20 protein-coding genes are annotated in these 24,592 nt (G+C 64.9%); 11 read left to right on the top strand and 9 right to left on the bottom strand.

Annotated features, from left to right (window positions below; all coding sequences use genetic code 11):
• Positions 1–117: 117 nt before the first annotated feature.
• The 8 genes from AC3A35_RS10090 to AC3A35_RS10125 all read right to left on the bottom strand — a co-directional run bounded on the left by AC3A35_RS10090 (position 118) and on the right by AC3A35_RS10125 (position 6,773).
• Positions 118–483: a DUF302 domain-containing protein gene (locus AC3A35_RS10090; RefSeq protein WP_487435922.1), complete on the bottom strand. Its 366-nt coding sequence runs from the start codon at positions 481–483 to the stop codon at positions 118–120.
• 37 nt (positions 484–520) lie between these two features.
• Entirely contained in the window at positions 521–649 is a 129-nt protein-coding gene (locus AC3A35_RS10095) for a hypothetical protein (protein WP_487435923.1), read from the bottom strand.
• Between the two features lie 63 nt (positions 650–712).
• The gene (locus AC3A35_RS10100) at positions 713–1,474 is read right to left on the bottom strand and encodes a MauE/DoxX family redox-associated membrane protein (protein WP_487435924.1); all 762 of its coding nucleotides are present in this window, start codon (positions 1,472–1,474) and stop codon (positions 713–715) included.
• A gap of 494 nt (positions 1,475–1,968) precedes the next feature.
• Positions 1,969–2,208, bottom strand: a complete 240-nt coding sequence (locus tag AC3A35_RS10105) for a hypothetical protein (RefSeq protein WP_487435925.1) — start codon at positions 2,206–2,208, stop codon at positions 1,969–1,971.
• 144 nt (positions 2,209–2,352) lie between these two features.
• A complete protein-coding gene (locus AC3A35_RS10110) occupies positions 2,353–3,864 on the bottom strand; it encodes a ComEC/Rec2 family competence protein (protein ID WP_487435926.1) in 1,512 nt (503 codons plus the stop codon).
• Positions 3,865–3,991: 127 nt separating this feature from the next.
• Positions 3,992–5,671, bottom strand: coding sequence for a dihydroxy-acid dehydratase (ilvD, locus tag AC3A35_RS10115; RefSeq protein ID WP_487435927.1), 1,680 nt, complete (start codon positions 5,669–5,671; stop codon positions 3,992–3,994).
• 178 nt (positions 5,672–5,849) lie between these two features.
• Positions 5,850–6,272 (bottom strand): DUF4399 domain-containing protein, encoded by a 423-nt coding sequence (locus AC3A35_RS10120; protein ID WP_487435928.1) that lies wholly within the window; start codon positions 6,270–6,272, stop codon positions 5,850–5,852.
• Positions 6,273–6,341: 69 nt separating this feature from the next.
• Entirely contained in the window at positions 6,342–6,773 is a 432-nt protein-coding gene (locus AC3A35_RS10125) for a DUF4399 domain-containing protein (protein WP_487435929.1), read from the bottom strand.
• A 310-nt stretch (positions 6,774–7,083) separates the two neighbouring features.
• Between AC3A35_RS10125 and AC3A35_RS10130 the strand changes: the two genes are divergently transcribed.
• Complete coding sequence (locus AC3A35_RS10130; RefSeq protein ID WP_487436210.1) at positions 7,084–8,190, top strand: formylglycine-generating enzyme family protein; 1,107 nt, start codon at positions 7,084–7,086, stop codon at positions 8,188–8,190.
• A gap of 12 nt (positions 8,191–8,202) precedes the next feature.
• On the opposite strand, the gene AC3A35_RS10135 is transcribed toward AC3A35_RS10130, so the two are convergent.
• On the bottom strand, positions 8,203–10,788 hold the full coding sequence (locus AC3A35_RS10135) for a serine/threonine protein kinase (RefSeq protein WP_487435930.1): 2,586 nt from the start codon (positions 10,786–10,788) through the stop codon (positions 8,203–8,205).
• On the opposite strand from AC3A35_RS10135, the gene AC3A35_RS10140 reads away from it, so the two are divergent.
• From AC3A35_RS10140 to AC3A35_RS10185, 10 genes are all read left to right on the top strand, one after another.
• Entirely contained in the window at positions 10,787–11,083 is a 297-nt protein-coding gene (locus tag AC3A35_RS10140) for a hypothetical protein (protein WP_487435931.1), read from the top strand. The genes AC3A35_RS10135 and AC3A35_RS10140 overlap by 2 nt on opposite strands.
• A gap of 77 nt (positions 11,084–11,160) precedes the next feature.
• Positions 11,161–11,448, top strand: coding sequence for a hypothetical protein (locus AC3A35_RS10145; RefSeq protein ID WP_487435932.1), 288 nt, complete (start codon positions 11,161–11,163; stop codon positions 11,446–11,448).
• Between the two features lie 77 nt (positions 11,449–11,525).
• A complete protein-coding gene (locus tag AC3A35_RS10150; protein ID WP_487435933.1) occupies positions 11,526–11,819 on the top strand; it encodes a hypothetical protein in 294 nt (97 codons plus the stop codon).
• Positions 11,820–11,979: 160 nt separating this feature from the next.
• Positions 11,980–13,905, top strand: a complete 1,926-nt coding sequence (locus tag AC3A35_RS10155; protein ID WP_487435934.1) for an HD domain-containing phosphohydrolase — start codon at positions 11,980–11,982, stop codon at positions 13,903–13,905.
• Positions 13,906–13,979: 74 nt separating this feature from the next.
• Positions 13,980–15,419 carry an efflux transporter outer membrane subunit gene (locus tag AC3A35_RS10160; RefSeq protein WP_487435935.1) on the top strand — a complete coding sequence of 480 codons (1,440 nt, stop codon included), beginning with the start codon at positions 13,980–13,982 and terminating at the stop codon, positions 15,417–15,419.
• A 158-nt stretch (positions 15,420–15,577) separates the two neighbouring features.
• The gene (locus tag AC3A35_RS10165; protein WP_487435936.1) at positions 15,578–18,073 is read left to right on the top strand and encodes an FHA domain-containing protein; all 2,496 of its coding nucleotides are present in this window, start codon (positions 15,578–15,580) and stop codon (positions 18,071–18,073) included.
• Positions 18,051–19,424, top strand: coding sequence for a beta-barrel domain-containing protein (locus AC3A35_RS10170; protein ID WP_487435938.1), 1,374 nt, complete (start codon positions 18,051–18,053; stop codon positions 19,422–19,424). Before AC3A35_RS10165 ends, AC3A35_RS10170 begins: the two co-directional genes overlap by 23 nt.
• Positions 19,425–19,457: 33 nt before the next feature.
• A complete protein-coding gene (locus AC3A35_RS10175) occupies positions 19,458–20,210 on the top strand; it encodes a peptidylprolyl isomerase (RefSeq protein WP_487435939.1) in 753 nt (250 codons plus the stop codon).
• Between the two features lie 22 nt (positions 20,211–20,232).
• Positions 20,233–23,292, top strand: coding sequence for an ABC transporter transmembrane domain-containing protein (locus AC3A35_RS10180; protein ID WP_487435940.1), 3,060 nt, complete (start codon positions 20,233–20,235; stop codon positions 23,290–23,292).
• Entirely contained in the window at positions 23,289–24,581 is a 1,293-nt protein-coding gene (locus tag AC3A35_RS10185; protein WP_487435941.1) for a sigma-54 interaction domain-containing protein, read from the top strand. The genes AC3A35_RS10180 and AC3A35_RS10185 overlap by 4 nt, the downstream gene beginning before the upstream one ends.
• Positions 24,582–24,592: the final 11 nt, after the last annotated feature.

Here is a 24,592-nt window from a genome sequence, read left to right on the forward strand (position 1 = left end):
CCGTCACGCGCCCGAGTCCGAGCATCGCCCATAGGGTCCGGCCGAGGTCTCCGCTGACCGCCTCGCCACCGAAATGGGCGAGCAGGAAGCTCGCCAGAACGATGCCGGTCAGTGTCCTCAGATCGCCTTGACAGCCTCCGCCAGAAGGTCGCGGACATCGCCCGCCAGGGCAGTCAATTCGGCGTTTTCGATCGCCTGCATCGATGCCACCGGGTCGATGGCGCTGACCTCCACACCGGCCTCGACTTCGCGCAGGATGACGTTGCAGGGCAGCATCGCGCCAACGCGAGGCTCGATGCCGATCGCCTGATGCGCCATCTTCGGATTGCAAGCGCCAAGAATGCGGTAGGCCGGCATCTCGACATCAAGCTTCTTTTTCATCGTCGCCTTGACGTCGATCTCGGTCAGCACGCCGAAGCCATGGTCAGCCAGCGCCGTACGGGTGCGGGCGTCGACGTCATCGATACCCGCGCCGGAAATCACTCGATTGATTGTGTAAGTCATTGAGAACTCCTTTCACTCATTTCCGAAGATATTTGATCAGTGCGGCTATCGCCAAAACCAGCAGCACAAGGATCAGCAGGCCGATCAGCCAGCCAAAGCCCATTCCAAAACCCATTCCAGTGCCCATTTCGTTCCAGTTCATCATCTAAGCCTTCCGGTTTTCTGCCGTACGGAGCGGCTGCCAATCGTAGACCTGCCGGTGCCGCAGTCAGGACGACCCCAGCCAAAGCATTCGGATCGGCATCCAGATTGCCATGGCGATCATCATCATGTTCTCGGTCAGGGAGACGAAGCCGAGCGGTACGTTGCTCGATCCGCCGACGCAGGCGCACTTGAGCTCGCGCTTGTCGATGTAGACTGCCTTGAAGACCGAGGCCGCGCCGACGGTTCCGATGAACAGCGCGACGGGAGCCGCGATCCAGATCAGCTCGCCTGCGATCATCAGGACACCGGCCAGTGCCTCGCCGAAGGGATACACGTACCCGTAGCGGACCCAGCGTTGCGCCAGCAGATCGTAATTCAGGAACATCGTCGAGAAGCTCTCGATATCCTGGAGCTTCTGGATGGCGAGGATGCACATGCTAATCGCGATGAACCATTCCACGGCCCTGATGCTGAACACGGTGCCGAACGTGTACCAGCTGACCGACAGGGCCATCAGGAAGGCGACCGAGAAGATCGCGATGACCGGCTTGTAGCTGGTCTCGTCCGCGCCCTTGACCTCCTTGCCGAAATGGGCGCGAAGATCGTCATAGCCGCCGATCCGATCTCCATCAATGAAGGTCTGCGGGGTCGTCTCGACGGCATGCTCCTTCTTGAACGCTTCGGTCTCGTCCCGCGTCGTAAGCGGGTGATCCTCGACGGCGAAGCCCTGCCGCTCGAGCAGATCCTTCGACTTGAGCCCAAATGGGCAAAGATGGTCGGGCATGACCATCCGGTAGAGGGTCGCGGTCTTGCCGCGCTGATTCATAACCATGGGGCCTCCGTTCAGGGATTTCTGCCCGCTCGTTCGATTGTCCCCCGATGCCGCACTTGTAGAAGCCGCGGTAGCCGACGCGCAGGCCCTGATCTAGCTCGAACACGAGTTCGGCGTTCTCTCGCCAGCTGGCCTCCTCGCCGAGCGTTTGAAGCACCAGGGCATCAGGCTCACACTGGCACGAATTGCTGCACCGATACCCTGCGAAGGTCTATGTCTTTAAACAGGTTATTTATTGCAGCGCCCAGCGGGAGCACCATCAAATGGCCTTTACTATGTCGGCGCGCCCTTCGACCTGATGATGTACTCCTGGTGGAAACGGTGACCGGCGATGGCCCGACATGCCTCGTGCGGCACACCTGCACATCGGTGGCCATTCTAAATAGTGGCCGCCAAAGTTTCCGTTCGCTGGACCACATTGATGGCCGTCGCAACGAACATCTCGCCGCGATCACGACTACCCTATGGGGTTCAGGGCTGCAGCGACGTCAGGAAACGGAATAGCCCAGCTGCCGCTGGTGCTTGAGTGCCAGTAGCACCACCTCGTTTGCTGAATGGGCATAGAGCACGACGTAGCGCTCGAACACATACTCGCGCACGAAAGGCAGCCCGGCTTGAGCAGCCAGGGCCTGAACGCGCTCGGCGCGGACACGGGCTTGGACCGAGCGCCCAGCTAGGAAGCGGGCCGGCCGACCACCGCCCGGCGCCCAGGCGCGCACTGAAACCATCTCGCGGAGCTCGCCGCGACGTTGGCGAAACCGCGTGCGGGTCGAAGCTCGTGGACGGCGACAAGAGCATCCTCTTCGGCCAACGGTCGGTCTGCGAATAGATAGCCATTCATGTCCCACGCTGCCACCGTCGCTCCGGGGCGTTCAATCGGTCCTGATCAGCTCGCCCGCTTCGTTGAAGGCGTAGCGGAAACAGAACCACTTCTTCGTCTCCGACCCGGACTCGATCCGGAAGGCCGTAATCAGCCGCTCCCCGTCGGTTTTCAGGTAGATCGCCCCGTAGACCTCGACATTGTTGCGCGCCAGCTTGATGACGTCCGCCTTGAGCCCTTCGCGCTTTGCCGGTGAGGCATCGGTAGCCAGCGTGTCGATTTCCGCCAGCAGTTTGTTGACCAGCTTCTTGTCCTCGATCGCACGGGACGAGCGCTGGAGCTCCGTGGACAGGATCACCGGCGCCCCGCCGCGGCCGAATCCGCCCAACCGCCCCAGCAAGTCCGGGCGCGGATGGACGTGGCCCTCCTGGTCTCCGGAGGAGATGATGAAGGCCGCCGGATTCACTGCGGCCAGGAAGGCGTCGGTCACCTTTTCAGAGCCGTGGTGGCAGGACTTCATGACGTCCGAGCGGAAGGTTTTCTGCGCGGCGGCCACCATGTCTTCATAGGCCCGCGTTCCCTGCTTGGGAAATGTCCTCAGGCCCGTGTAGTGTTGCAGCAGGAACTTTTCCGCCGGCGCATTGAGATCACCGCCAAACAGGACACTGAAATGACCATACTTCAACCGAAGGAGCACGGAGTGTCCATTCTTCGTCTCGCCGTAGGTGTTCAGTTTCCGCAGGCGCGGCTTTTCTCCAGGCCCCATTTCGACGACCGGTCCCAGCACCTGGATGGTATAGCCGCGCCGGTCGGAGGGCCCGAAGCCCGGCATCCAGGCGGAAGCCTCCTCCTGCTGGGCATGCACCATGGATAGCATGCGGATATCTTTGATCCTGGGGTTCCCGAGTGCGGCCCGCATCACGCTGGGGAACAGGAAACGCTGATCGCCCGGGCCGTTTCCGAGGAGCTGCTCCACCGTCGCGCGGTCCGTCGCCAGCCCGGTGAGGTAGGACACGCCGGTTTCGGGGTCCGCTTCCAACTCCCCGAGCTTGGCCCAGGTGCCAGCCACCGGCCGTTCCACGATGCCATTGTGGTAGACGGTCTTGAACCCTATCTTGGGGTCCGCGAAGAGGTCCCGGAAACCGAGATAGTGGTCGCTGTCCGGATGAGTCATCACCGCAGCCGAGAAATTGAAGCCACGGTACGTCTGGAATCTGGCAGCCAGGAAGGCGCGCATGTTACCGCTCTCGCCGGCGTCGATGACGATGATGCGCTCTTCGGCGCCGGTCTCGGGAGAGAGCAGCACGGCGCCATCCCCCTGGCCCACGTCGACGAAGATGATCTCGAGCGGCCGCCGTACGATCGTGTTCTCCTTCGGGATGTACAGCGTCCTGCGCTTGGTCGGCGAGCGTGCCGCCCAGTCGATCTCCAGCCAGCCGTCATCGAGTTCGCGCTTGACCTTCAGGTAGTCGCCCCAGATCACCTCGCGAACCTTCTTGCGCGCGGCGTCGTACAGGAACGTCTTCTTGCCGTCTTTCCGCAGCGCAACGAACCGATGTCCCATGAGTCTCGCCTCGGGGTTTGGTGGGTAGCATGCGTATAGCACGTAGCGGCAAGCACATGCGTGTGCAACGGGTCGCTGGAACGGGATTGTCACGAAGAAACAGCTTCCGTTTCGTGAGCACCCCTGCTTATTTGTCGGTGACGGCGCCTTCCGACGCGCTGGAGACCAGCTTTGCGTACTTGGCCAGCACGCCTCGCGTGTACAGCGGCTTCGGTTGCGTCCAGCGCGCGCGGCGCTCGGCGAGCACGGTGTCCGACACACCCAGGCTGATCTCGCGGGTTTCCGCATCGATGGTGATGACATCGCCGTTCTCGACCAGTGCAATCGGGCCGCCATCGAAGGCTTCCGGCGTAATGTGACCGACCACGAAGCCGTGCGAGCCGCCGGAGAAGCGGCCATCGGTGATGAGGGCGACGTCCTTGCCGAGGCCCTTTCCCATCACGGCCGAGGTCGGCGACAGCATTTCGCGCATGCCCGGACCGCCCTTCGGCCCCTCGTAGCGGATCACGATGACATCGCCGGCGACCACTTCGCCGTTGAGGATGCCGGCCAGCGCCGCTTCCTCGCCATGATAGACGCGCGCACGGCCGGCGAAGCGCAGGCCTTCCTTGCCGGTGATCTTGGCGACCGCGCCGGTTGGCGACAGGTTGCCGTGCAGGATGACCAGGTGCGAGTCCTTCTTGATCGGGTTGTCGAAGGGACGAATGATGTCCTGGCCGGCCGGATAGTCGGCGACATCGGCGAGGTTCTCCGCGAGCGTCTTGCCGGTGACCGTGAGCACGTCGCCGTGCAGCAGACCGGCATCGAGCATGCGCTTCATCAGCGGCTGGATGCCGCCGATGGCGACCAGTTCGGACATCATGTACTTGCCGCTCGGACGCAGGTCGGCGAGCACCGGCGTGGTCTTGCCGAGTTCGATGAAGTCGTCCAGCGTCAGCTTCACCCCCACGGCGTGGGCCATGGCGAGCAGATGCAGCACGCCATTGGTCGAGCCGGCGAGCACGATGATCACCCGGATCGCGTTCTCGAAGGCCTTGCGGGTCATGATGTCACGTGGCTTGATGTCGCGTGCCAGCAGGTCCAGCACCTGCTGACCGGCGCGGAAGCAGTCCGAGGTCTTGGCGGTCGAGATCGCGTCCTGCGCCGAGGAACCCGGCAGCGACATGCCCAGGGCTTCGATGGCCGAGGCCATGGTGTTGGCGGTGTACATGCCGCCGCACGAGCCCGGGCCCGGGATGGCGGTGTCCTCGATTTGCTTGACCTGGCGCAGGCTGAGCTCGCCTGCGGCGTGGCGGCCGACGGCCTCGAACACCGAGATGATGTCGGTGTGGCCGGCACCGGGCCTGATGGTGCCGCCGTAGACGAAGATCGCGGGGCGGTTCAGGCGTGCGATGCCGATGAGGCAACCGGGCATGTTCTTGTCGCAACCGCCAATGGCGATGAGGCCATCGAAGCCTTCGCAGCCGGCCACGGTCTCGATGGAGTCGGCGATGACTTCGCGCGACACCAGTGAATACTTCATGCCCTCGGTGCCGTTGGCGATGCCGTCGGAGATGGTAATGGTGTTGAAGATAACCGCCTTGCCACCCGCCGCGTTGGCACCCTTCTCGGCCTCTTCCGCGAGCTTGTCGATATGCATGTTGCACGGCGTGACATTGGCCCAGGTCGAGGCGATGCCGATCTGCGGCTTGTTGAAATCGTCGTCGGTGAAGCCGACGGCACGCAGCATGGCACGCGCCGGGGCGGCCTCGATACCGTCCACCACCTGGGAGGAATACCTGCGCATATTGTCGGTGATGGCGGTCATCTCGATAATCCCTGGAGTCACTTGCGCAAGCGCGCCGCCAGGTCATGACGGCGCAACGGATGGGCCAAGGCTTGTCCAGTCATGGGTCACGGAACGTGCGCAACAGCGGTAGCCGGGGACGCAGCTCCGAAGGGGGGCTGGGCCGCGCGGCGATCGTCGCCGATGCCGCGGGCGCGCCTCACCTGACCGTGATCGTGATCTTCTTCGACTTGATCGGCGGGTTATGGGGGATGTGGTTGTGGTCGCCCATCAGCAACTGCAGCGTGTGCCTGCCCGGCGCCAGATCCACCATCGCCTCCGATTCACCCGCGCCGAAATGCAGGTGGTTCCTGTCCGAAGGGATTGCCACGTCGGCCGGCGGCAGTTCCGTATCGATCAGGAGGTGATGGTGGCCCGTATTCGCGAGATCGACCCCCTTCGGCGCGACCCCCATGTTGCGTAGTCCGAACCAGACCCGGAACGGCCTTCCGGCCGGCATGACCTGGCCGTCCTGGGGCCAGCCGATGTAGAGATAGGCGTTCGCCGGGGCCGGGGTGGGGCCGGCGAAGGTGAAATCCGCGAGCACCAGGGCCACGATGGCGGCAACGAATGGCTTGTACATGGATCCGCTCCCAGTTTTTTCCCGACATCAAGATGAAATTGAAACCGCGGACGCCCGCGACCCGGTCGCTCAGGGCACGGTGATCGTGATCTTCTTCGAATGCACGGGTGGATCGTGTGGTACGTGGTTGTGATCTCCCAGCAGCAGCTGCAAGGTGTGCTTGCCCGGCGGCAACTCGATGCGCGCCTCGGTCTCGCCGGCGCCGAAATGGAGGTGGTTCCGGTCGGACGGAATCTCGCCGCCGGTCGGCAATTCGGTGTCGATGAGGAGGTGATGGTGACCGACGTTGGGAATTTCGACGCCTTTCGGGGCAACGCCCATGTTGCGCAAGCCCATCCTTACCCATAGCTTGCCGCCGGAAATGACGGCACCATCCGGCGGCCAGAGGATATAGGCTTCGGCATTCGCCGGTGCTGGCGTTCCCGCCGCAAACGCGGGCGCAATTGCCAAGGCTGCAGTCGTCAGTGCGGCAAGAGTGATTTCCCTCAACATTTTGCGCATCCTCCGCGAGAAATGTCTGACGCAAGCACCGGGCGGCGTCACCCGGCCGGTCCGCTCATGCTGATCACGAATTCAGATTAGGACGGAACTTCACAGAAAGATACATATAATGAACTGAGATATGGCGCGACTTCGACAGCCAGAACAGCAAGCGAATCCCGCCGGATTCGGCCATGTCTTGCTCCGCGCGGCTTCCCGAAGGGGTGAATGGCCCCATGACGCCGGAGAGTTGCGTTTCAGACGGAGGCTGCAAGCTCAACTGCCTAGCAAACGGGGTACGGACATGTGGCGAAAACTGCTCATCATGGGAATGTTGGGGGCGTGCGCTGGCGCGTCGGTTCAAGCCGGGGTCCTTCCGAAGGACAGCGCCGAGCAGTACGAACTCACGTTCTGGGACTCCATCAAGGACAGTGAGTACGCCAGCGATTACGAGGCTTACCTGAAGACCTACCCGAATGGCCGCTTTGCGGCCCTCGCGCGGGCGCGCGTCGAGCGCCTGCGCGCGGCGGCCCCCAAGACCGTGACGCCACCGCCAAGCGCGCAGCCGGTACCCGAGCGGCCGCGTCCGGCACCCGCTCCCGAGCGGGCGCGGCCGGCGCCGGCGACTCCCGCGCCGGCGACTCCCGCGCCGGAGCGGGCGCGCCCTGCGCCGGCGGCTCCGGCGCCACCGGCAGCCGCCGCGCGCGCTGCCGTAACCGCGCCCACCGAGGTCCAGGATTGTCCCGCCTGTCCGGTCGTGATCGAGCTGCCGCGGGGTGAGTTCGTCATGGGCAGCAACACCGACGATCCGAGCGAACGGCCGGCGCACCGCGTAGCGATCGGCCAGCCGTTCGCGATCGGCAAGTACGAAGTGACCAACGAGCAGTGGGCCGCCTGTGTCGATGCCGGCGGCTGCCCACGTTTGAGCGCTGACCCGAATGCCGCGAAGAATGCGCCGGTGCGCGATCTGAGTTGGAACGACGCGCACAAGTATCTGCAGTGGTTGAGCAAGGTCAGCGGCAAATCCTATCGGCTGCCGACGGAGGCGGAGTGGGAATATGCGGCGCGCGGCGGCACTTCGACGCGCCATTGGTGGGGCGCCCAGATGCGCACCGGCATGGCGAACTGCAAGGTCTGCGGTGACCCCTGGCAGCAGGATGCCCCGGCCAATGCCGGCTCCTTTGCCGCCAACCCGTACGGGCTGTACGACGTGAACGGCAGCGTGTGGGAGTGGGTCAGCGATTGCTGGCACAACTCCTTCAAGGGGGCGCCGGACGACGGCCGTTCGTGGGACGAGCCCAACTGCCGGACGCGGGTGATACGCGGCGGGTCATGGCGCGATGGCGCGGACTACATGCTGTCTTCGACCCGCTTCAAGTACGACGCGAGCGTGCGCCATTTCCAGAACGGATTCCGTGTTGCCCGCGACCTGAAGTAGCGCCCGGATGCCTTAGCGTTCGCGCGCGCGGGTCGTGATCTGGACGAAATCCGCGGCGACCCGCTCCTGTCCGTATTTCGCCGTGATCTCGCGCAATCGCTGATCCACCGCGCGCAGATAGTCCGCCCGGGATTCGGCTTCCGGACGCAGTTTGTCGAACAGGGGTACCGGGGTGGTGAGCAGCACGATCAGCTCGGTGCCGAACGGCTTCGAAATCGTCCACCCGGTCAGCGTTCCGATCGTGGCGCTGTAGTTGGGCGGTGCCTGGTGGGCCCTGGATCGCCGGCTCGGCACGAGATGGACGACGCTGCCATCGAGCACGTGATAATCGACGTGGACGTAGGATTCGTGCCCCGGCGTCGTGATGTCGGCAATCAACGCGTCGCCCTCGACCAGCTCCGCGTTGGCCGCGCGCATCCGGATCGATGCCGCCCGTCCGCTCTCGTGGTTCCTGCTCCAGTGGGGTGCGAACGACTCGATCACAATGCATTTGTCATCGCTCACCTGCTGCACGTCGGTGGTCAGGCTCGTCACGCCGGGGATTGCTGTCAGCTCGTCCTTCAGCCGCGCGACGCCGTAGCGCTCCGGCAGGTAACCCTGCACCCGGAGCGACTGCTCGCTGACCGCGGCGGTGAACACGGCGCACGGCACCTGCGCCAGCACGGGCGTGACCGCTGCCAGTGACAACGCGGGAATGGAGGGTGGTGCGGGAAGCGGTGGCGGCGCTGGTTCCACGACAGGGGCGGGAGGGTCGTCAGGCGGCGCATCGACGACGGGGGCCGTCGCCGTTTGCTGCGGCGTCACCGAAGACCCGGAATTCTGCCACGGTTCCCAAAAATAGCTGAGCACGGCAGCCAGCAACGCTGCGGTCGCGACGCTCGCGAGGCCGACCGCGATCGGTATCGTGATCTGGCGTTCGCCTCTCATCGCGACCAGGAATTGGGCGACGCTGCCGGTTCGTGTTTCGCGATCCAGCGACAGTGCGGCACGCAGGGCGCGCCACTGCGTGGCCGGCAGCTTTTTGGGACGTTGCGGCCGCAGGCCGGCACTGCGCGCCTGGTTCGCCGGCACCCGTCCGAACGGATGGGTGCCGGTCAGCAATTCGTAGGAGATGCAGGCGAGGGCGTAGATGTCGTCGCGCGGATCGGGTTCGCGGTGCTCGAGAATTTCCGGGCTCGCATACGCCGGGGTCAGGCCGCCCAGACTTCCCGCATCGAACACCGTAGCTTCCGCTTCCTCCTCCGAGCGGCGGAAGACGCGTGCGATGCCGAAATCGATGATCTTGACCTGTCCGTTGTCGGTCAGAAAAACATTGGCCGGTTTGAAGTCGCAGTGCACGAAGCCGCGCTCGTGGGCATAGGACAGTGCGTTCGACATGCCGGTGATGATGCGCAGCGCTTCCGGATAGGGCAAGCCGTGGAAATCCGGCGTACGCAGCAGGCGACTCAGCGGTCTTCCCGACAGATACTCCATGGTCAGGTACACCATCTGCCCGTCGCGATCGAAGTCATACACCGTGACGATGTTCGGATGGGCCAGCGTCTGCGCCTTCTTGGCTTCGCGCTGCAACGCGATCAGCGATTTCGGGTGGCCGCGGAACTGGACGTTCAGCACCTTGATGGCGATGTACGGATTGCGGTCCGATGCCTCGAGCTTGCGCAGGTCGAGCGCCTTGTACACCGTGCCCATGCCGCCGAAACCAAGGCACTCCTCCAGCCGGAAGCGACCATTCACCGTATCGCCGAGCCCTTTGATGCGGTCCGGTTCGACACCGGCCGGGGCGGGCTGCGATGCGCCACCCGCCGGCGGCGCACCGGCCCCGGGCGTGATCAGCATGCGGGTGTGATCGACCCCCGCGTCCGGTTCCGGCTCCGCGAGGTGTTCGATCCGACGATGCACCTCGTCGTACACCTCCGGCGGCAGCGGGAACTTGGTGTTCTCTTCGCTGAGCACTTCGAGGAGTTGCGTGTAGTCGGTTTTTTCCGTCTCCAGTACACGGTCGATCTGCGCGAAGAACTCGTTAGGAGACAGGCCTCCGTCCCGAAAGGCGTGAATCGCGTGCGAAAGACTAGCCATGCGGCTCCCCTCGGTTTGCCACGAGTCTTCGGTGCCCACGTTCTGTTCCGATCGCGCATGCGAGGGTGAACCGGGCGATGGTACGGGTTGATCGATGAATGCGCATCGGGCGCTCCGGTCGGTCAGGAGCCGCGCCGACGGCGTCCCCTGCGCCAATTCCTCAATCTGAGTCTCCAACGAAAATATAGCCCATATCCATGGCCTTGGCCCGCCGCGCAGCGTGGGATTGCGGTCGTTTCCGGATGGCGCGAAATGCGCGGGCGCCAAGGTGTTGCCATCCGGCAAACAGTGTGCCGGCGATCTGTTTGCTGGCACCAACCAGTTGGCGCCGGCCGGCCGCGAGCAGGTGTGACAGATTGCCTGATGTTTAATAAAAAGTTTAATAATTTCAATGTATTGAAGAATATTTTCACGCTGCGAGTGGTTCTGGCACGGTCCCTGCGATAGGTTCGTCGAGCCCGAGAAAAGTGCTCGAAGCAAGACCCAACCAAGCTGTAATCGACCCTTTAGGAGAACGACCATGAAAACCCTCACCATCAACGACCTCCCCCTTACCGAAGAACTGGACCGCAAGGCGATGGGCGAAGTGCGCGGCGGCATCAAGTACGGTGCCCCGTTTGCGCCCTACCACTGGGGGGGCTACGTCGATGCCTCCAGCGAAGACTTCTCGTTCAATGCCGTGCAGCAGATCAACCAGGGCCAGAGCGTGGTGACCAACGTCGGCAACAACGTCGCCGTGCTGGGCGGCTTCGCCTCGCCGTCGGTGCCGGTCACCGCCACGCAGAACGCCAACATCAGCAACCACGTGAATTTCTGAACATTCCGTGCCGGCGCGGAGGGATGTCCTCCGCGCCACCAACCCCGAGCTGTAATCGAGACCTTAGGAGAACGACCATGAAAACCCTCACCATCAACGACCTCCCCCTGACCGAAGAACTGGACCGCAGCGCGATGGCCGAAGTGCGCGGCGGCATGATGTACGCTGCCCCCTACTACTGGGGTGGCTACGTCGATGCCTCCAGCAAGGACTTCTCGTTCAATGCCGTGCAGCAGATCAACCAGGGCCAGAGCGTGGTGACCAACGTCGGTAACAACGTCGCCGTGCTGGGCGGCTTCGCCTCGCCGTCGGTGCCGGTCACCGCCACGCAGAACGCCAACATCAGCAACCACGTGAATTTCTGAACATTCCGTGCCGGCGCGGAGGGATGTCCTCCGCGCCACCAACCCCGAGCTGTAATCGAGATCTTAGGAGAACGACCATGAAAACCCTCACCATCAACGACCTCCCCCTGACCGAAGAACTGGACCGCAAGTCGATGGCCGAAGTGCGCGGCGGCATGAAGTACGGGATGCCCTTCGCCCCCTACTACTGGGGCGGCTACGACGCCTCCAGCAAGGACGCTTCGTTCAGCGCCCTGCAGCAGATCAACCAGGGCCAGAGCGTGGTGACCAATGTCGGCAACAACGTCGCGGTGCTGGGCGGTTTCGCCTCGCCGTCGGTGCCGGTCACGGCCACGCAGCACGCCAACATCAGCAACGACGTCAGTTTCTGATGTGCCCTCGCCTGCACGGAGGCCGACGGCCTCCGTGCAGCGCCCGAGTCAGGCCGCTCGCAGCGTCAGCACGCAAGCCACATCCGGGCTGGAACCGGTCTTCTGATGAAATGTCGAATATCGACAGAATCATGCGTCCGGCGCATGGGGAGGAGGGGGAATGCAAAACATAACGATTGTTCCCGAGTCCGCCAGTCCGGTGACCGCCTATCTGGAAGTGAGCACCACGGGGGCGGTGTTTCCCCTGCACGGCGAGGTTGTCATCGGGCGGGATCCCCAGGACTCGCTGGCCTCCGACCGTTTCCTGTGTATCCCCCAACACACCGTCAGTCGGCGTCATGCACGCATCCGGCTGCGCGGCGGAACCTATTTCGTCGAGGATCTGCACTCGTTCAACGGCACCTTCCTGAGCGGGCAGCGCCTGCTGGCAGGCGCCTGGCACCCGCTACACGATGGCGACGAGTTGTCGGTCGCGTCCGCGCTCATCGTGTTCCACTCGCTGCTCGTGCCGGATCGCGAGAGCCGGCCGACCGTGATCAAGCAAATGGTCGATGCGACCCAGTACGCCAGCGTGCTCGGACTTGCGCCCGACGCAGCGCACGGCGACGTGCAGCTCACCATCCGCAAGCTCCATGCGATGGCGCAGGTGGGAATTGCGGTGGGCGCGGTGACCAACAGCGAGACCTTGATCGAGAAGATCATGAACCTGATCTTCGACTTGTTTCCGCTCGCCGAGCGCGCCTTCATCCTGTTGACCAAGAACCGCGGCGAGGCGCCGGTGCCGGTGGCGGCGCGGCGTCGTGACGGCACCATCGAGGACGCGGAACAGCTGCGAATTTCTCGCACTATCGTCGATGAGGTGCTAAAGAAGAAGCTGTCGATTCTTTCGGTCGACACCTTGGCGGATCGCCACTTCGGGTCGCAGGAATCGATTATCGGCCAGGCCATCCGGAGCGTCATGTGTGTTCCGCTGTTGCTGGAAGGCGAGGTGTTGGGATTGATTCAGGTCGACACGTCTTCGGATCCCTACGCGTTCAAGGCGCAGGACCTCGAAATGCTCACCGGCGTGTGCGCGGAAATGGCGGTCGCGCTGAAGAACTTCCAGTTGTATTCGGATATCGAGCGTCTGCTGGAAGGCTTCGTCTGCGCTTCGGTGCAGGCGATCGAGGAGCGCGATCCGGCGACCGCCGGACACTCCTTCCGCGTCGCACATTACGCGGAAAACCTCGCCCGGGCGGTTGACCGTGCGGATGGACACGAACTGCGCAGCATCGCGTTCACCAAGGCTCAGCTGCGCGAGATTCGCTATGCCGCCTTGCTGCACGACTTCGGCAAGGTCGGTGTGCGCGAGCACGTCCTGCGCAAGGAAAAGAAACTCCACCATGCCGACATGCGCCTGCTCGAGCAGCGCTTCAAATATGCCTGCACCTGCCTGGAGCAACACGCCTATCGGCAACTGGTCGAGCGCCAGTGCGAGCGCGAACTGGGCATCACCGCATTCCGCGACGAGAAGCGGCGGCTGGAGCAGGAGCTGCATGAGGAGTTCGCGCGTCTGGACGAATTCCTCTCGGCCATCCGCCGCGCCAACGAGCCCGCGATCTCGTACACCGAAGCCCCGCGCGAGCTCGACGCAATTCTCGACTATACCTACATGGAGCGGGACGGCGTTGCGGTGCCCTTGCTGCAGCATCACGAGCACCTGGCGCTCGGGATCGCGAAAGGGTGCCTGACCGCCGAAGAGCGCAAGCAGATCGAATCGCATGTCGCGGATACGTATTCGTTCCTGATCCTGATTCCGTGGACGCATGACCTGGCCGGAGTGCCCGCCATCGCCCACGGACACCACGAAAAGCTGGATGGCTCGGGCTATCCGATGGGGCTGAGCGGCGGCCAGATCAGCGTTCAGACCCGCATCCTGACGATCTGCGACATCTACGATGCGCTGACCGCCGGTGACCGCCCGTACAAGAAGGCCGTGCCGGTGGTCGATGCACTGGATCTGCTGGATGCGGAGTGTCGGGCGGGACACCTCGATACGCGGTTGTTCAGGGTGTTTGTCGATGCAAAGGTGTGGGCCACGGCCTAGGCCGTGTGCCTGCGAACATGGACGATCCGTCGTCATTGACCAGATTGGCTTTGCGGGCGGCGGGAGGAGGCGTAATGAAACCGATGAACTTGGGCGCACCATCTTTCGAGCCCGAGTCCCATTCCGTACTCGTGCAGGCGCTGTTTGTCTGCATTTGCGTGCTGCTTGTGGGCGGGTGTGCCGATGTGCGCCTCACCGAATTCCAGCGTCCGGAAACACCGCTCAAGGCCGAGTGGTCACAGCCGACGGTCTCGGCCGCCGATACGATCGCCCCCGACTGGTGGCGCGAGTTTCGCGACCCCTACCTGGACGAGCTGGTCAATACGGCGATCGCCGGAAACTTCGACGTCAAGATCCTTGCCGCGCGCATTCAGGTCGCCAATGCCCAGATCGGCGAGGCGCGTGCCGGGGCGCTGCCGACGCTCGACATCGGTGCAGGTGCGAGCGTCGAGAAGAGCACCGGCCAGCGATCGGTCACCCAGTACAACCTCGGAAGCCAGCTCAACTGGGAGATCGACATCTGGGGCAAGGTCGAGAAGGGCGTTCAGGCGCAGACGGCCGGGTATCGCGCGTCCGAGGCCGACTGGCGGGCCGGATATCTGACCCTCGTGTCCGATGTTTCGACCACCTATTTCCAGATTCTGCAGCTCGACGAGCAGATCGAGCAGCAGCAACGCGCGCTGGACAAGAACCGGCAGATCCTCGTCACCTTCGAGGGCATGCACACCCTTGGCCTGGTGCCCAACACCCAGGTGCTGCGCCAGCGCGCCGAGATCAACCGGCTGACCCGCGACCTGCTCGAACTGCGCCGCTCGCGCGATCTGGCCGGCAATGCGCTCGCCACCTTGCTGGGCGTGCCTGCCGGTGAGTTCACCGTACCGGTCGGGCGCCTGCAGGAACGGGTCCAGTTGCCGACGGTGCCGGGCGGCCTGCCTTCGCTACTGCTCGCGCGCCGACCCGACATCGTCGCCGCCGAGTTTCGCGTGCTCGAAGCCCACAATCTGGTCGGTCAGGCCAAGCTCGCGCAGCTGCCCTCGATCAGCCTGACCGCACGCGGCGGCAGTTCCAGCTTCGCCCTCGGCGATCTGCTGAAATCCTTCACCTTCGGCTTTCTGCCCAGCATCAACATCCCCGCGTTCGACCCGAGCGTCAAGGCGCGGGTGAAGACCAGCGAGGCCCAGATCAAGGTGGTCGAGCACGACTACCAGCGCATCGTCATCGGCGCCTTCGAGGAAGTGGAGAACGCGCTGGTGAATCTCGACGCGCACAAGCGGCAGAGAACGGAGCTGCAGCAGCAGATCGAGCAGTTGGAGATCGTTTCGGCGCAGACCGAAGCCCAGCTCAGGGAGGGCCTCGTGTCCCAGCTGGAAGTGTTCGAGACCGAACGCTCGCTGCTGGAGGCTCAACTTGCCCTGCTCGCCAATCACCAGCAGATCCTGTCCGACACCGTGATCCTGTACAAGGCGCTCGGCGGCGGCTGGCCGACGGTGGAGGTCGTCAATGCACGCAACTGAGGCGCATCACCGGGCGACGTAACCGAGGCAGGTAACCGAGGCAGGTAACCGAGGCAGGTAACCGAGGCAGGTAACCGAGGCAGGTAACCGAGGCATGCAACCGGGACGCGTAAGCGCGGCTCGCAAACGAGGCGTCACAATGAGCGTGGTGTCGGAACATGAACGCTGACGAAGCCCTTTCCGCCGAGGTGCAGCCCCTGGCGGAACAGGAGTTCGTCGTTCGTCTCAAGCCCAAGTCCCATCCGGAACTGGGCGAGATCCTCATCGACGAGAGCCTGTTCCCGATCGGGCGCAATGAGCCGCCATTCGGGACCTATGACCGCGAGATCGTCGCCGAACTGTCGCGTCGGCACGCGCGCGTGTTCTGGGAGGGCGGCGCCCTTTACGTCGCGGATCTGGGCAGCACCAACGGCACCATGGTCAACGGGGTCGCCGTGCACGACAAGCCGTGCAGGCTGTACGACCGTGACGAGCTGTGCCTGGGCGGCACCCTGGCCTATGGCGTGCAGATTGCGGTGCGCCCCGCGAAGCCGCGGCGTGGCGGGGCGCTGTTGAGCCTGACCCTGACCCCGGAGCGCGATGACCTCGGACTGCAGCCGATCGTCATCGCCCGGTTTCCGTTCCTGGTCAGCAAGGCCGACGACGTGTTTGCGCGCTACAAGGAGCAGTGTCCGCACCAGGTGAACTACGTGTCGCGGCGCCATGCCCATATCTTTCTGAAAGGCGGCGCACCCTTCGTCGAGGATCTGGGCAGCACCAACGGCACCTTCGTCGGCGGGGTGCGGCTCGACGAGCACGCCGTCGAGCTGCGCGACGGCGACGTGCTCGCGTTCGCCGGAACCCATTTCGTGTACACGGTCAGCGTGCAGCGTGAAGCCGAGGTCGACCCCACGCTGACCAAGTTGAGCGCACACGGCGAGCGCGCGCAGGAGGATACGGGAAGTGCGGACCGGACGACCTTCGTTGCCGCGGCCGATTCCTTCCTCGACATCTTCTGCATCGACCCCGCGCCGGTGCAGGACGAGCTCAACCACGAGGCCGCACCAGGCGGCGAGGATGAGCCGCGAGCGGCGGGTTCGCGCGAGCCGCGCCGGCGGGTGCTCTTCCTCCGCGAACTGGGCAAGGCCTTTGCGGGAAGCGATCGCCGCGCGGCACGACACATGCTGCGCTGGGGCCTGCCGCTCGTCGCGCTGCTGGTGGCGATCGCCGCCGGCGTCTATTTCGCAGGCTCCGCCGAGCGCGAACTGGAGCAGCTGGTTGCCGACGGTGACTACGCGCGGGCGACGACGGTGGCGGACGAATACCTCGCGCGCGACCCGGACGAAGCGAGCGTGAAGGCCCTCGGTACCGAGGCCTTGCTCAAGGCGAGGCTCCCCGAGTGGCTGGAGAGCCTGAAAGCGGGCGATTTCGAGCGCGCCGCGGCGGTCCTCGCCGAAATGAAAACGCAGGGCAGCCACAACGCCGACGCCCAGGCGCTGCTGAGCGAACTCGAATGGGTCGGCGAGCTCGAGCAGTTCATGCACGCCCGCACAGGCGCTGTTGCGCCCATCCGTATCTACGCCGACGAGGACCGGATCAAAGCGCTGTTGCGGCGCTGGAACGACGACGCCAAGGGACACCAGCGCGCGCTCGCGCTGGTCGCGGCCCAGGTGCCCGAGTTCAGGGACGTGTACGCCGAGGCGCTCAGCGACCTGCGCAAACTGGAGAGCGACGAGTCGGTCTATCTGGCGGCGATCGAGCGCCTGAATGCAAACATCGCGACCGAGCTGGACAAGGACCAGCCCGAAACGCTGGATGCGGTGCTGAACGACTATGCCGGAAAGTACCCGCGGCTCGCCGGTCTGGAGCGCGTGCGCGAGGACCTGCGCCAGTACCTTGCGCTCGACCAGGCCCTGCGTGCGCGCGAACTGGGCCCGCTGATCGCGGCACTGGACGAGGTCCGCCTGACCACGCCACCCTTTCAGCAACAGTTCGACGAGCTCGGCGCAACGCGGCTGCCATCCGCGGAGATCGTCGACCGCTATCGGAGCGCCGCGCGGGCCTGGCGCGAAGGCAATGCGGAGCAGGCGTTCGCGGGTCTGCAGGGGATCGCCACCGCACCGTGGGCGGAGGTGGCCGCGGGCGAACTCGAGCGCAAGCAGGCCGTGCTGCAGCAGTTCAAGGCGCTGCAGCAGGCGCGCGGCGGCAAGGGCTACGAGGAGCGCCTGCTCGCGTTCTACGCCGGGCTCGATGCGGACGAGGATGTGTGGTTCGTCCGCGCCACCGAGAGCGATGTCCGCGCCTCGCGCGAAAAGGCGCTGGCGCGCGCGCACGAGCTGGTGAACCGGGCCCAGGCGATGTGGCGCCAGTATCGGGACCGCGGCGGGATCGGCGGCGAGCATCGGCTCGAATCTGGGATCTCGGGTGCGTTCCGCGCGCAGGCGCGTCTGCTCTCCGACGCCGAGGCCGAGGTCGAGCAGGGCATGCGGATCTACCGGCTGCTCAATGCGGACGTGGCCGCACAATGGACCACGGTCGAGGACGAGATCACGGCTGAAGCCGAGCTGCAACGACGCTCGCTGCAGGAACTGCACTTGGTGCTGGAACCCGGCCTGCTCAAGGCCAAGCTGGCGCTGATCGGAGGGCGGAGCAATGAAGAACGAAAGTCACCTTAGACCGCTGACCGAGGCCCTCGAGGATCACAGTGCCGAAGGCATCGACATCCTCACCGCCGAACCCGGGCGCTTCAGCCTGGCGCTGGTCGTCGCCATGCTGGGCCTGGTGGTGGCGGCCCTGATCTGGTCCTTTGTCGGGCGCGCCGACGTGATCGTCACGGCGCATGGCGTGCTTGCCCCCGAATCGGAAGTCCGGCGCGTCTATGCGCCGATCGATGGCGAGCTGGCGAATATCTACATGGAGGCCGGGCAACCGGTGTCGAAGGGCGACGTGATCGCCCGGCTCAACGCGCGCGGAGCGGTCGAGGCCGCGACCCATGCGCTCGAGGCACAGCTCAAACTCGAGGATGCCGAGCGCGAATGGAAGCAGTTCCCCGAACGCAAGGCGCTGCTCGAACGCAAGGTGGCGGCATTGAAACAGCAGATCGAGGCCGCCCTGAGCGTGCATGAGAAGCGCGTGGCGGAAGGCACGACCAAGCTCGCCGAGGGCCAGCGCGCCCAGTTGCAGCAGGCCCGCAGCGATCTCGATAACACGCGCCGGGCGCGCGATGCGGCCAGATCGGAGCTGGACCGGTACCAGCGCCTGCTTGCGCTGCCGGGCGGCGGGGGGGTAGCCGAGCTGCAGGTCGAGGCGAAGAAGACCGCCTATCTGGCGGCGGAAAATGCCTTTCGCGTGGCGCAGGCCAAACTCGGCGAGCTCGATTTTCGGCTGAGCCAGGAGACCGCACGGGCGAGCGCCGAGCTCGAGACCGGCGACCAGGAACTGACCCGGCTCCGGATCGAGTACGACGCCGCCACCCGCGACGTGACCAACGAAGAGGACAAGCTGCGCCTGCAACTGCAGACCGCGCGCCTCGCGGCCAACGCCGCCGAAAGGATCCGCTTCGAGAATATCGACAAGGACAACTTCCTGCTGATCCTCGCCCCGGTCTCGGGAGTCATCACCGACGTCAGTGCCACCCAGGCCGGCGACAAGATTCAGGCCAACACGCCGCTCGGCGGCATCGCGCCGAAGGACGCGCGCGCGGTGATCAAGATGGAGATCGCCGAGCGCGATCGCGCCTTCCTACGCGAAGGGCTGGCGGTCAAGCTGAAGTTCAACGCCTTTCCGTACCAGCGCTACGGCCTGATCAACGGCACGCTCGAGTTCATCTCACCGGCGACCGAGCCCGGGGCGCAAAGCAAGGAGCCGGTCTACGAGGGCCACGTGACCCTCGAACGCGACCACTACCTGGTGGAGGACACCCGGTACCCGGTGCGCTACGGAATGACGGCAACCGCGGAGATCGTCGTGCGCGAGCGCCGCGTGATCGACCTCGCGCTGGATCCGTTCCGCCAGATCAGCGGCTGAGTCAACAGGCGTATACACCAAGGAGCATATGACATGACGGCGATAGTGCGAATCGACGATGAGACCATCGGCACCGAGGAGTTCGTCCGCATCCTCAAGCTAACGGGACGCTTCGAGAGCCTCGTCGACGAGATCGTCCGCGACCGGCTCACCGTCCATGCGGCGAAGAAGCAGGGGATTCCGCTGGCGGCCGGGGATATCCAGGAACGCGCCGACCAGTTTCGCCGCGTCCTGGGGCTGCACCGGGCGGCCGACATGAATCACTACCTCGACTCGCTGGGCGTGAGCCTGGACGAGTTCGAGGCCTTCATCATCGACGGCTTGTACCAGGAGAAGATGATGGAGCGGGTATGCAGCGAGCGCGCGGTGGAAGAGTACTTTCAGCTCAACTCGCCGCGCTTCGACAGCATCGAGGTGAGCCATATCGTGCTCGACACCGAGGGCCAGGCGAAGGAGATGATGTCCCTGCTGGGCGACGAGCCCGACAGCTTCGCCGACCTGGCGCGCGAGCATTCGATTGCCGACACCCGCGAGCAGGGGGGCTTCATCGGCAAGGTGCTGCGCGGGTCGCTGAAGACCGAGGTCGAGGCCAAGGTCTTCAACGCCGCGGTCGGCGACCTGCTCGGGCCGTTTGCCGCCGGCGACCGCTCGTTCTATGAGATCTTTCAGGTGAATGCGAAGAACCCGGCGCGGCTCGACGAGGACACCGCGGCCGAGGTGCGGCGCCTGCTGCGGGAGAGCTGGCTGGCCGCGCGGGCGCACGAACACATCATCGAAGTGCGTTAGCACGGCCAAAGGATCGCCCGCCATGGATGCGCCGCCGAAACTGGACTCCCTCGCCGACTTCCTGTCCTCCGTCGAGCTGCTGTCGCCGTTCACGCGCGACGAGCTCGAACGGCTGGCCGAGCAGTGTCAGTCGCGCTTCCTCGCCTTCGGCGAAACGGTGTGCACCGCGGGGGAGGCGGCTGAGGGCGTGTTCGTGATCCGCTCCGGCTCGGTGCGCGTCTTTGCCGACGAACAGGGCAAGGAAATCAGCCTCGGGGTGCGCAAGACGGGCGAAGTGGTGGCCGAGATGGCGATGCTGCGCGACTACCGCCACGAGTTCTCGGCGCGCGCCTCGGCCAAGACCGAGGTGCTGCTCATCCCGCGCAAGGTGGTCGAACCGATCATCGCGCGCAATCCCGCCGCGCTCGCCTTCGTCACCAGCTATGTCGCGATCGGCTCCGCGGGTGGCGTGGTCGCCCGCCTGTTCGATCTGCGCGGCAAGGTCGACAAGGGCGAACTCGAGGAACTCGTGCGCAGCGTCGGCGTCAAGCGCGTCGCGGCGGGCAGGGAGATCCTGAAGCAGGACGGGCGCGAAGACCGCCGGCTGTATGTGGTGCGCCAGGGCGAAGTGCGCTTGGTGCGCAGCGAGCAGGGCAGCGAGTACGTGATCGCGACCCTGCGCCAGGGCGAGATCTTCGGCGAAAAGGCCTGCCTGATGCGGCAGGAACAGATGGCATCGGTGATCGCCACCGTCGACACCACGCTGCTGGTCATTCCCGAGAAGTCCGTTCACCAGATCCTGGAGCGCAACCCGAAGCTGCGCGAAGTGCTCGAGGACCGGATCCGCTTCGTCGAGAAGGAGTTCGAGCGCCAGAAGAAGCTCGCGCAGCGGCGCAAGCTGCGGGTCACGCTCGACCTGAAATCGAAGCCGGAGATGGGCGAGCGCGTCGTGCGGCGCTTCCCGCTGGTCGAGCAGGCCGAAGAGATGGATTGCGGCGCCGCCTGTCTGGCGATGATCTGCCGCCACTACGACATCCCGATGACGCTCGGCAAGCTGCGCGAACTCGCCAACGTCACCACCCAGGGCGCGACCCTCGACAGCCTTGCCCGTGCGGGCGAATCGCTCGGGTTCACGACGCGCGGCGTGCAATGCACCTTCGACGCGCTGCTCGGCTTCGAGCTGCCCTTCATCGTGCACTGGGAGGGCTACCACTATGTCGTGGTGTACGGGGTGTCGAAGCGGCAGGTATGGGTCGCGGACCCGGCGCTGGGCTTCCGCCAGATCGGCATCGAAGAGTTCGAGCGCGGCTGGAGCGGCACCTGCCTGCTGTTCACCCCGGGGCAGAATCTCGCGCAGATGTCGGCGTCGCGTTCGCCATGGGTGCGCTTCGTCAGCTACCTGCAGCCCTACCGCAAGATCCTGCTCCACCTCGTGATGGCGACCTTCGTGATCCAGGTGCTGGGGGTGGTGCCGCCGCTGATCATTCAGAACATTCTGGACGGCGTGATCGTGCACGAGAACGTGAGCCTGCTGCATCTGCTGATCACCGGGCTGATCATCACCAGCGTGTCGACGCACGTGATGTCGACGATCCGCGCCTTCCTCGCGAACTTCATGGTGCGCAACATGGACTTCGCGATGATGTCGCATTTCTTCAAGCACACGCTGTCGCTGCCGTTCTCGTTCTTTGCCAAACGCAAGACCGGTGACATCTTCGCGCGCTTTCAGGAAAACCAGACGATCCGCGCCTTCCTCACCGAATCCACCGTCACCACCGTGCTCAACCTGCTGATGGTATTCATCTACTTCACCATCCTGTTCCTGTACAACGTGCAGATGACGCTGCTGCTGATCGCCTTCGTCATCCCGATCATGGTGCTGACCGTGGTGGTGACGCCGAAGATCAAGAATTACGCGCGCGAGGTGTTCACCACCTCGACCGACGCCAAGGCCTTTCTGATGGAGGCCCTGGGCGGGGTGGAGACGATCAAGGGTATGGGGATCGAACGCCCGGTGCGGCTGAAGTGGGAGAAGAAATACGCCAAGGCGCTCGCGGTGCAGTACCGGGCGCAGATGTTCAACGTCGGCGTCGGCTTCGTCAGTCAGCTGCTCAATGCGGCGACCACGATCGCCATCCTGTGGGTCGGCGCCAGCCAGGTGCTGGCGCACCAGCTCACCATCGGCCAGCTGATGGCGTTCAACGCGCTGATGGGCAGCGTGCTGGCGCCGCTGATGGGACTGGTCGCGCTGTGGAGCCAGGTTCACGACGCCGGGGTGGCGATGGAGCGCCTCGGCGACGTGCTCGACATGGAGCCCGAGCAACGCCCCGAGGAAGTCGCCTCGCGCGTCGTGCTGCCCGACCTGCAGGGCGCGATCAGCCTCGATGGGGTGTATTTCCGCTACGACGGTGGCGAGACGCCGTATGTGCTCGAGAACATCAGCTTCGAGATCAAGCCCGGGGAACTGGTCGCGATCGTCGGCCGCAGCGGCTCGGGCAAGACGACGCTGGCGAAACTGCTGGTCGGCTTCTACCCGCCGACCGAGGGCCGCCTGATGGTGGACGGCTATGACATGAGCGTGATCGACAAGGAATACTACCGTGCCCAGGTCGGTTACGTGATGCAGAGCAATCTGCTGTTCTCGGGGACCATCGCCGAGAACATCGCCAGCGGCGACGAGACCCCGGACCGGCGGCGGATCGAGGAAGTGGCGAAGATGGCCGATGCCCACGCCTTCATCCGCAAGATGCCGCTGGGCTACGAGCAGATCGTCGGCGAGCGCGGCGTGGGCCTGTCCGGTGGCCAGATCCAGCGCCTGTGCATCGCCCGCGCGCTGTACCACGACCCGCGCCTGCTGGTGTTCGACGAGGCGACTTCGGCGCTGGACACCCAGTCCGAGAGCAACATCATCGGCAACATGCACGACATCCTCGAGGGGCGCACTGCGGTCATCATCGCCCACCGGCTGTCCACGATCATGCGCGCCGACAAGATCCTGGTGCTGTACGAGGGCGCGATCGTCGAGCAGGGGCGCCACGACGAGCTCGTCGAGCGGCGCGGCATGTATTACCAACTGGTGCAGAAACAGCTGGCGGCGGCATGAAGATCCTTCCTCCGGGTGCGCGCGGCAGTTCGGCGATCTCCTATGCCGCACTGCTGGAAAAGATCGAGATCCTGCGCTCGACGCTGCGCTGGGCGTCGACCCTCGCCCGGCCCGAGATCGAGAAGCTGCTGCGCCAGGCCAACACGCTGCGCGACGAGGTGATGCAGCTGTCGCACAAGGAGCGCTTCGTCCAGGCCGCCGCCGCGGAAGCGGCGCCGGTCGATCAGGCCCCCGGGGCACGGCGCCGCGCGCTGCTCGATCGCAGCTTCGTGTTCGAGGGCGCGTTCGGCGACAACCCGCAGTTGCTGGAAGCGCTGGAGATCGCGGAGAAGGCGGCGCCGACCGACCTGCCCGTTCTCATCGACGGCGAGAGCGGAACCGGCAAGGAGCTGATGGCCAAAGTCATCCACGCCAACGGCGCGCGTCCCGACAAGCCCTACATCTCGGTCAACTGCGGGGCGATCCCGGACAACCTGCTCGAATCCGAGCTGTTCGGGCACCGCAAGGGCGCGTTCACCGGCGCCGTCAGCGACCGCAAGGGCAAGTTCGAGAGTGCGCACACCGGTACCATCTTCCTCGACGAGATCGGCGAGCTGCCGCTGTCCGGACAGGTGAAGCTGCTGCGGGTGCTCGAATCGCACGAGATCCAGCGCGTCGGCTCGGACGAACCGATCGCGGTGGACACCCGCATCGTCGCCGCGACCAACCGCAACCTGCGCCGCCTCAGCGAGGAGGGGACGTTCCGCGAGGATCTGTTCTACCGCCTCAGCGTCATTCATCTGACCCTGCCACCGCTGCGCGAGCGCCGCGACGAGATCCCGCTGCTGTTCGCCTACTTCGGCGACGAGGCCGCGGAAGCGCTCAAACGGCGTCCGATCAGGATGAGCCCGGGGCTGCGCGAATTCCTGTTGCGCTATCGCTATCCGGGCAACATCCGGGAACTGCGCAACCTCATCTACCGTATCTCCTGCCTGGCGGGCGATACCGCCGACCTGGAGCATCTGCCGCCCGACATCCGGCCTGCGTCGGCAGTGCCGGCCGCCAACCCGGCGACCGCCGGGGAGGGCGCAGCGGCCGCCTCGCTCGGCGACGCGAAACGCGCCGCCAGCGACGAGGCCGAGAAAATGTTCCTCGAGCGCGGGCTGGAGGAGGTGGGTGGAACCGTGGCCGAGCTTGCCCGCCGCTGCGACATGAACCGCTCGCATCTGCAGACGCTGCTCAAGAAGCACGGCATCCGGTCGAAGGACTTTCGCAAGCAGAATGGCTCACCTGGCGAGCATCGCGGCTGATCGACAACGTG

The organism is Azoarcus sp. Soil_N_20, from assembly GCF_057656155.1.

Coding starts and splice junctions, on each gene's coding strand:
- AC3A35_RS10160 (WP_487435935.1), top strand. CDS start 13,980: ATGAAACCGATGAACTTGGGCGCACCATCTTTCGAGCCCGAGTCCCAT.
- AC3A35_RS10100 (WP_487435924.1), bottom strand. CDS start 1,474: ATGAATCAGCGCGGCAAGACCGCGACCCTCTACCGGATGGTCATGCCC.
- AC3A35_RS10150 (WP_487435933.1), top strand. CDS start 11,526: ATGAAAACCCTCACCATCAACGACCTCCCCCTGACCGAAGAACTGGAC.
- AC3A35_RS10135 (WP_487435930.1), bottom strand. CDS start 10,788: ATGGTCGTTCTCCTAAAGGGTCGATTACAGCTTGGTTGGGTCTTGCTT.
- AC3A35_RS10180 (WP_487435940.1), top strand. CDS start 20,233: ATGGATGCGCCGCCGAAACTGGACTCCCTCGCCGACTTCCTGTCCTCC.
- AC3A35_RS10105 (WP_487435925.1), bottom strand. CDS start 2,208: ATGGTTTCAGTGCGCGCCTGGGCGCCGGGCGGTGGTCGGCCGGCCCGC.
- AC3A35_RS10120 (WP_487435928.1), bottom strand. CDS start 6,272: ATGTACAAGCCATTCGTTGCCGCCATCGTGGCCCTGGTGCTCGCGGAT.
- AC3A35_RS10110 (WP_487435926.1), bottom strand. CDS start 3,864: ATGGGACATCGGTTCGTTGCGCTGCGGAAAGACGGCAAGAAGACGTTC.
- AC3A35_RS10145 (WP_487435932.1), top strand. CDS start 11,161: ATGAAAACCCTCACCATCAACGACCTCCCCCTGACCGAAGAACTGGAC.
- AC3A35_RS10155 (WP_487435934.1), top strand. CDS start 11,980: ATGCAAAACATAACGATTGTTCCCGAGTCCGCCAGTCCGGTGACCGCC.
- AC3A35_RS10165 (WP_487435936.1), top strand. CDS start 15,578: ATGAACGCTGACGAAGCCCTTTCCGCCGAGGTGCAGCCCCTGGCGGAA.
- ilvD (WP_487435927.1), bottom strand. CDS start 5,671: ATGACCGCCATCACCGACAATATGCGCAGGTATTCCTCCCAGGTGGTG.
- AC3A35_RS10140 (WP_487435931.1), top strand. CDS start 10,787: ATGAAAACCCTCACCATCAACGACCTCCCCCTTACCGAAGAACTGGAC.
- AC3A35_RS10125 (WP_487435929.1), bottom strand. CDS start 6,773: ATGCGCAAAATGTTGAGGGAAATCACTCTTGCCGCACTGACGACTGCA.
- AC3A35_RS10175 (WP_487435939.1), top strand. CDS start 19,458: ATGACGGCGATAGTGCGAATCGACGATGAGACCATCGGCACCGAGGAG.
- AC3A35_RS10095 (WP_487435923.1), bottom strand. CDS start 649: ATGATGAACTGGAACGAAATGGGCACTGGAATGGGTTTTGGAATGGGC.
- AC3A35_RS10130 (WP_487436210.1), top strand. CDS start 7,084: ATGTTGGGGGCGTGCGCTGGCGCGTCGGTTCAAGCCGGGGTCCTTCCG.
- AC3A35_RS10185 (WP_487435941.1), top strand. CDS start 23,289: ATGAAGATCCTTCCTCCGGGTGCGCGCGGCAGTTCGGCGATCTCCTAT.
- AC3A35_RS10170 (WP_487435938.1), top strand. CDS start 18,051: ATGAAGAACGAAAGTCACCTTAGACCGCTGACCGAGGCCCTCGAGGAT.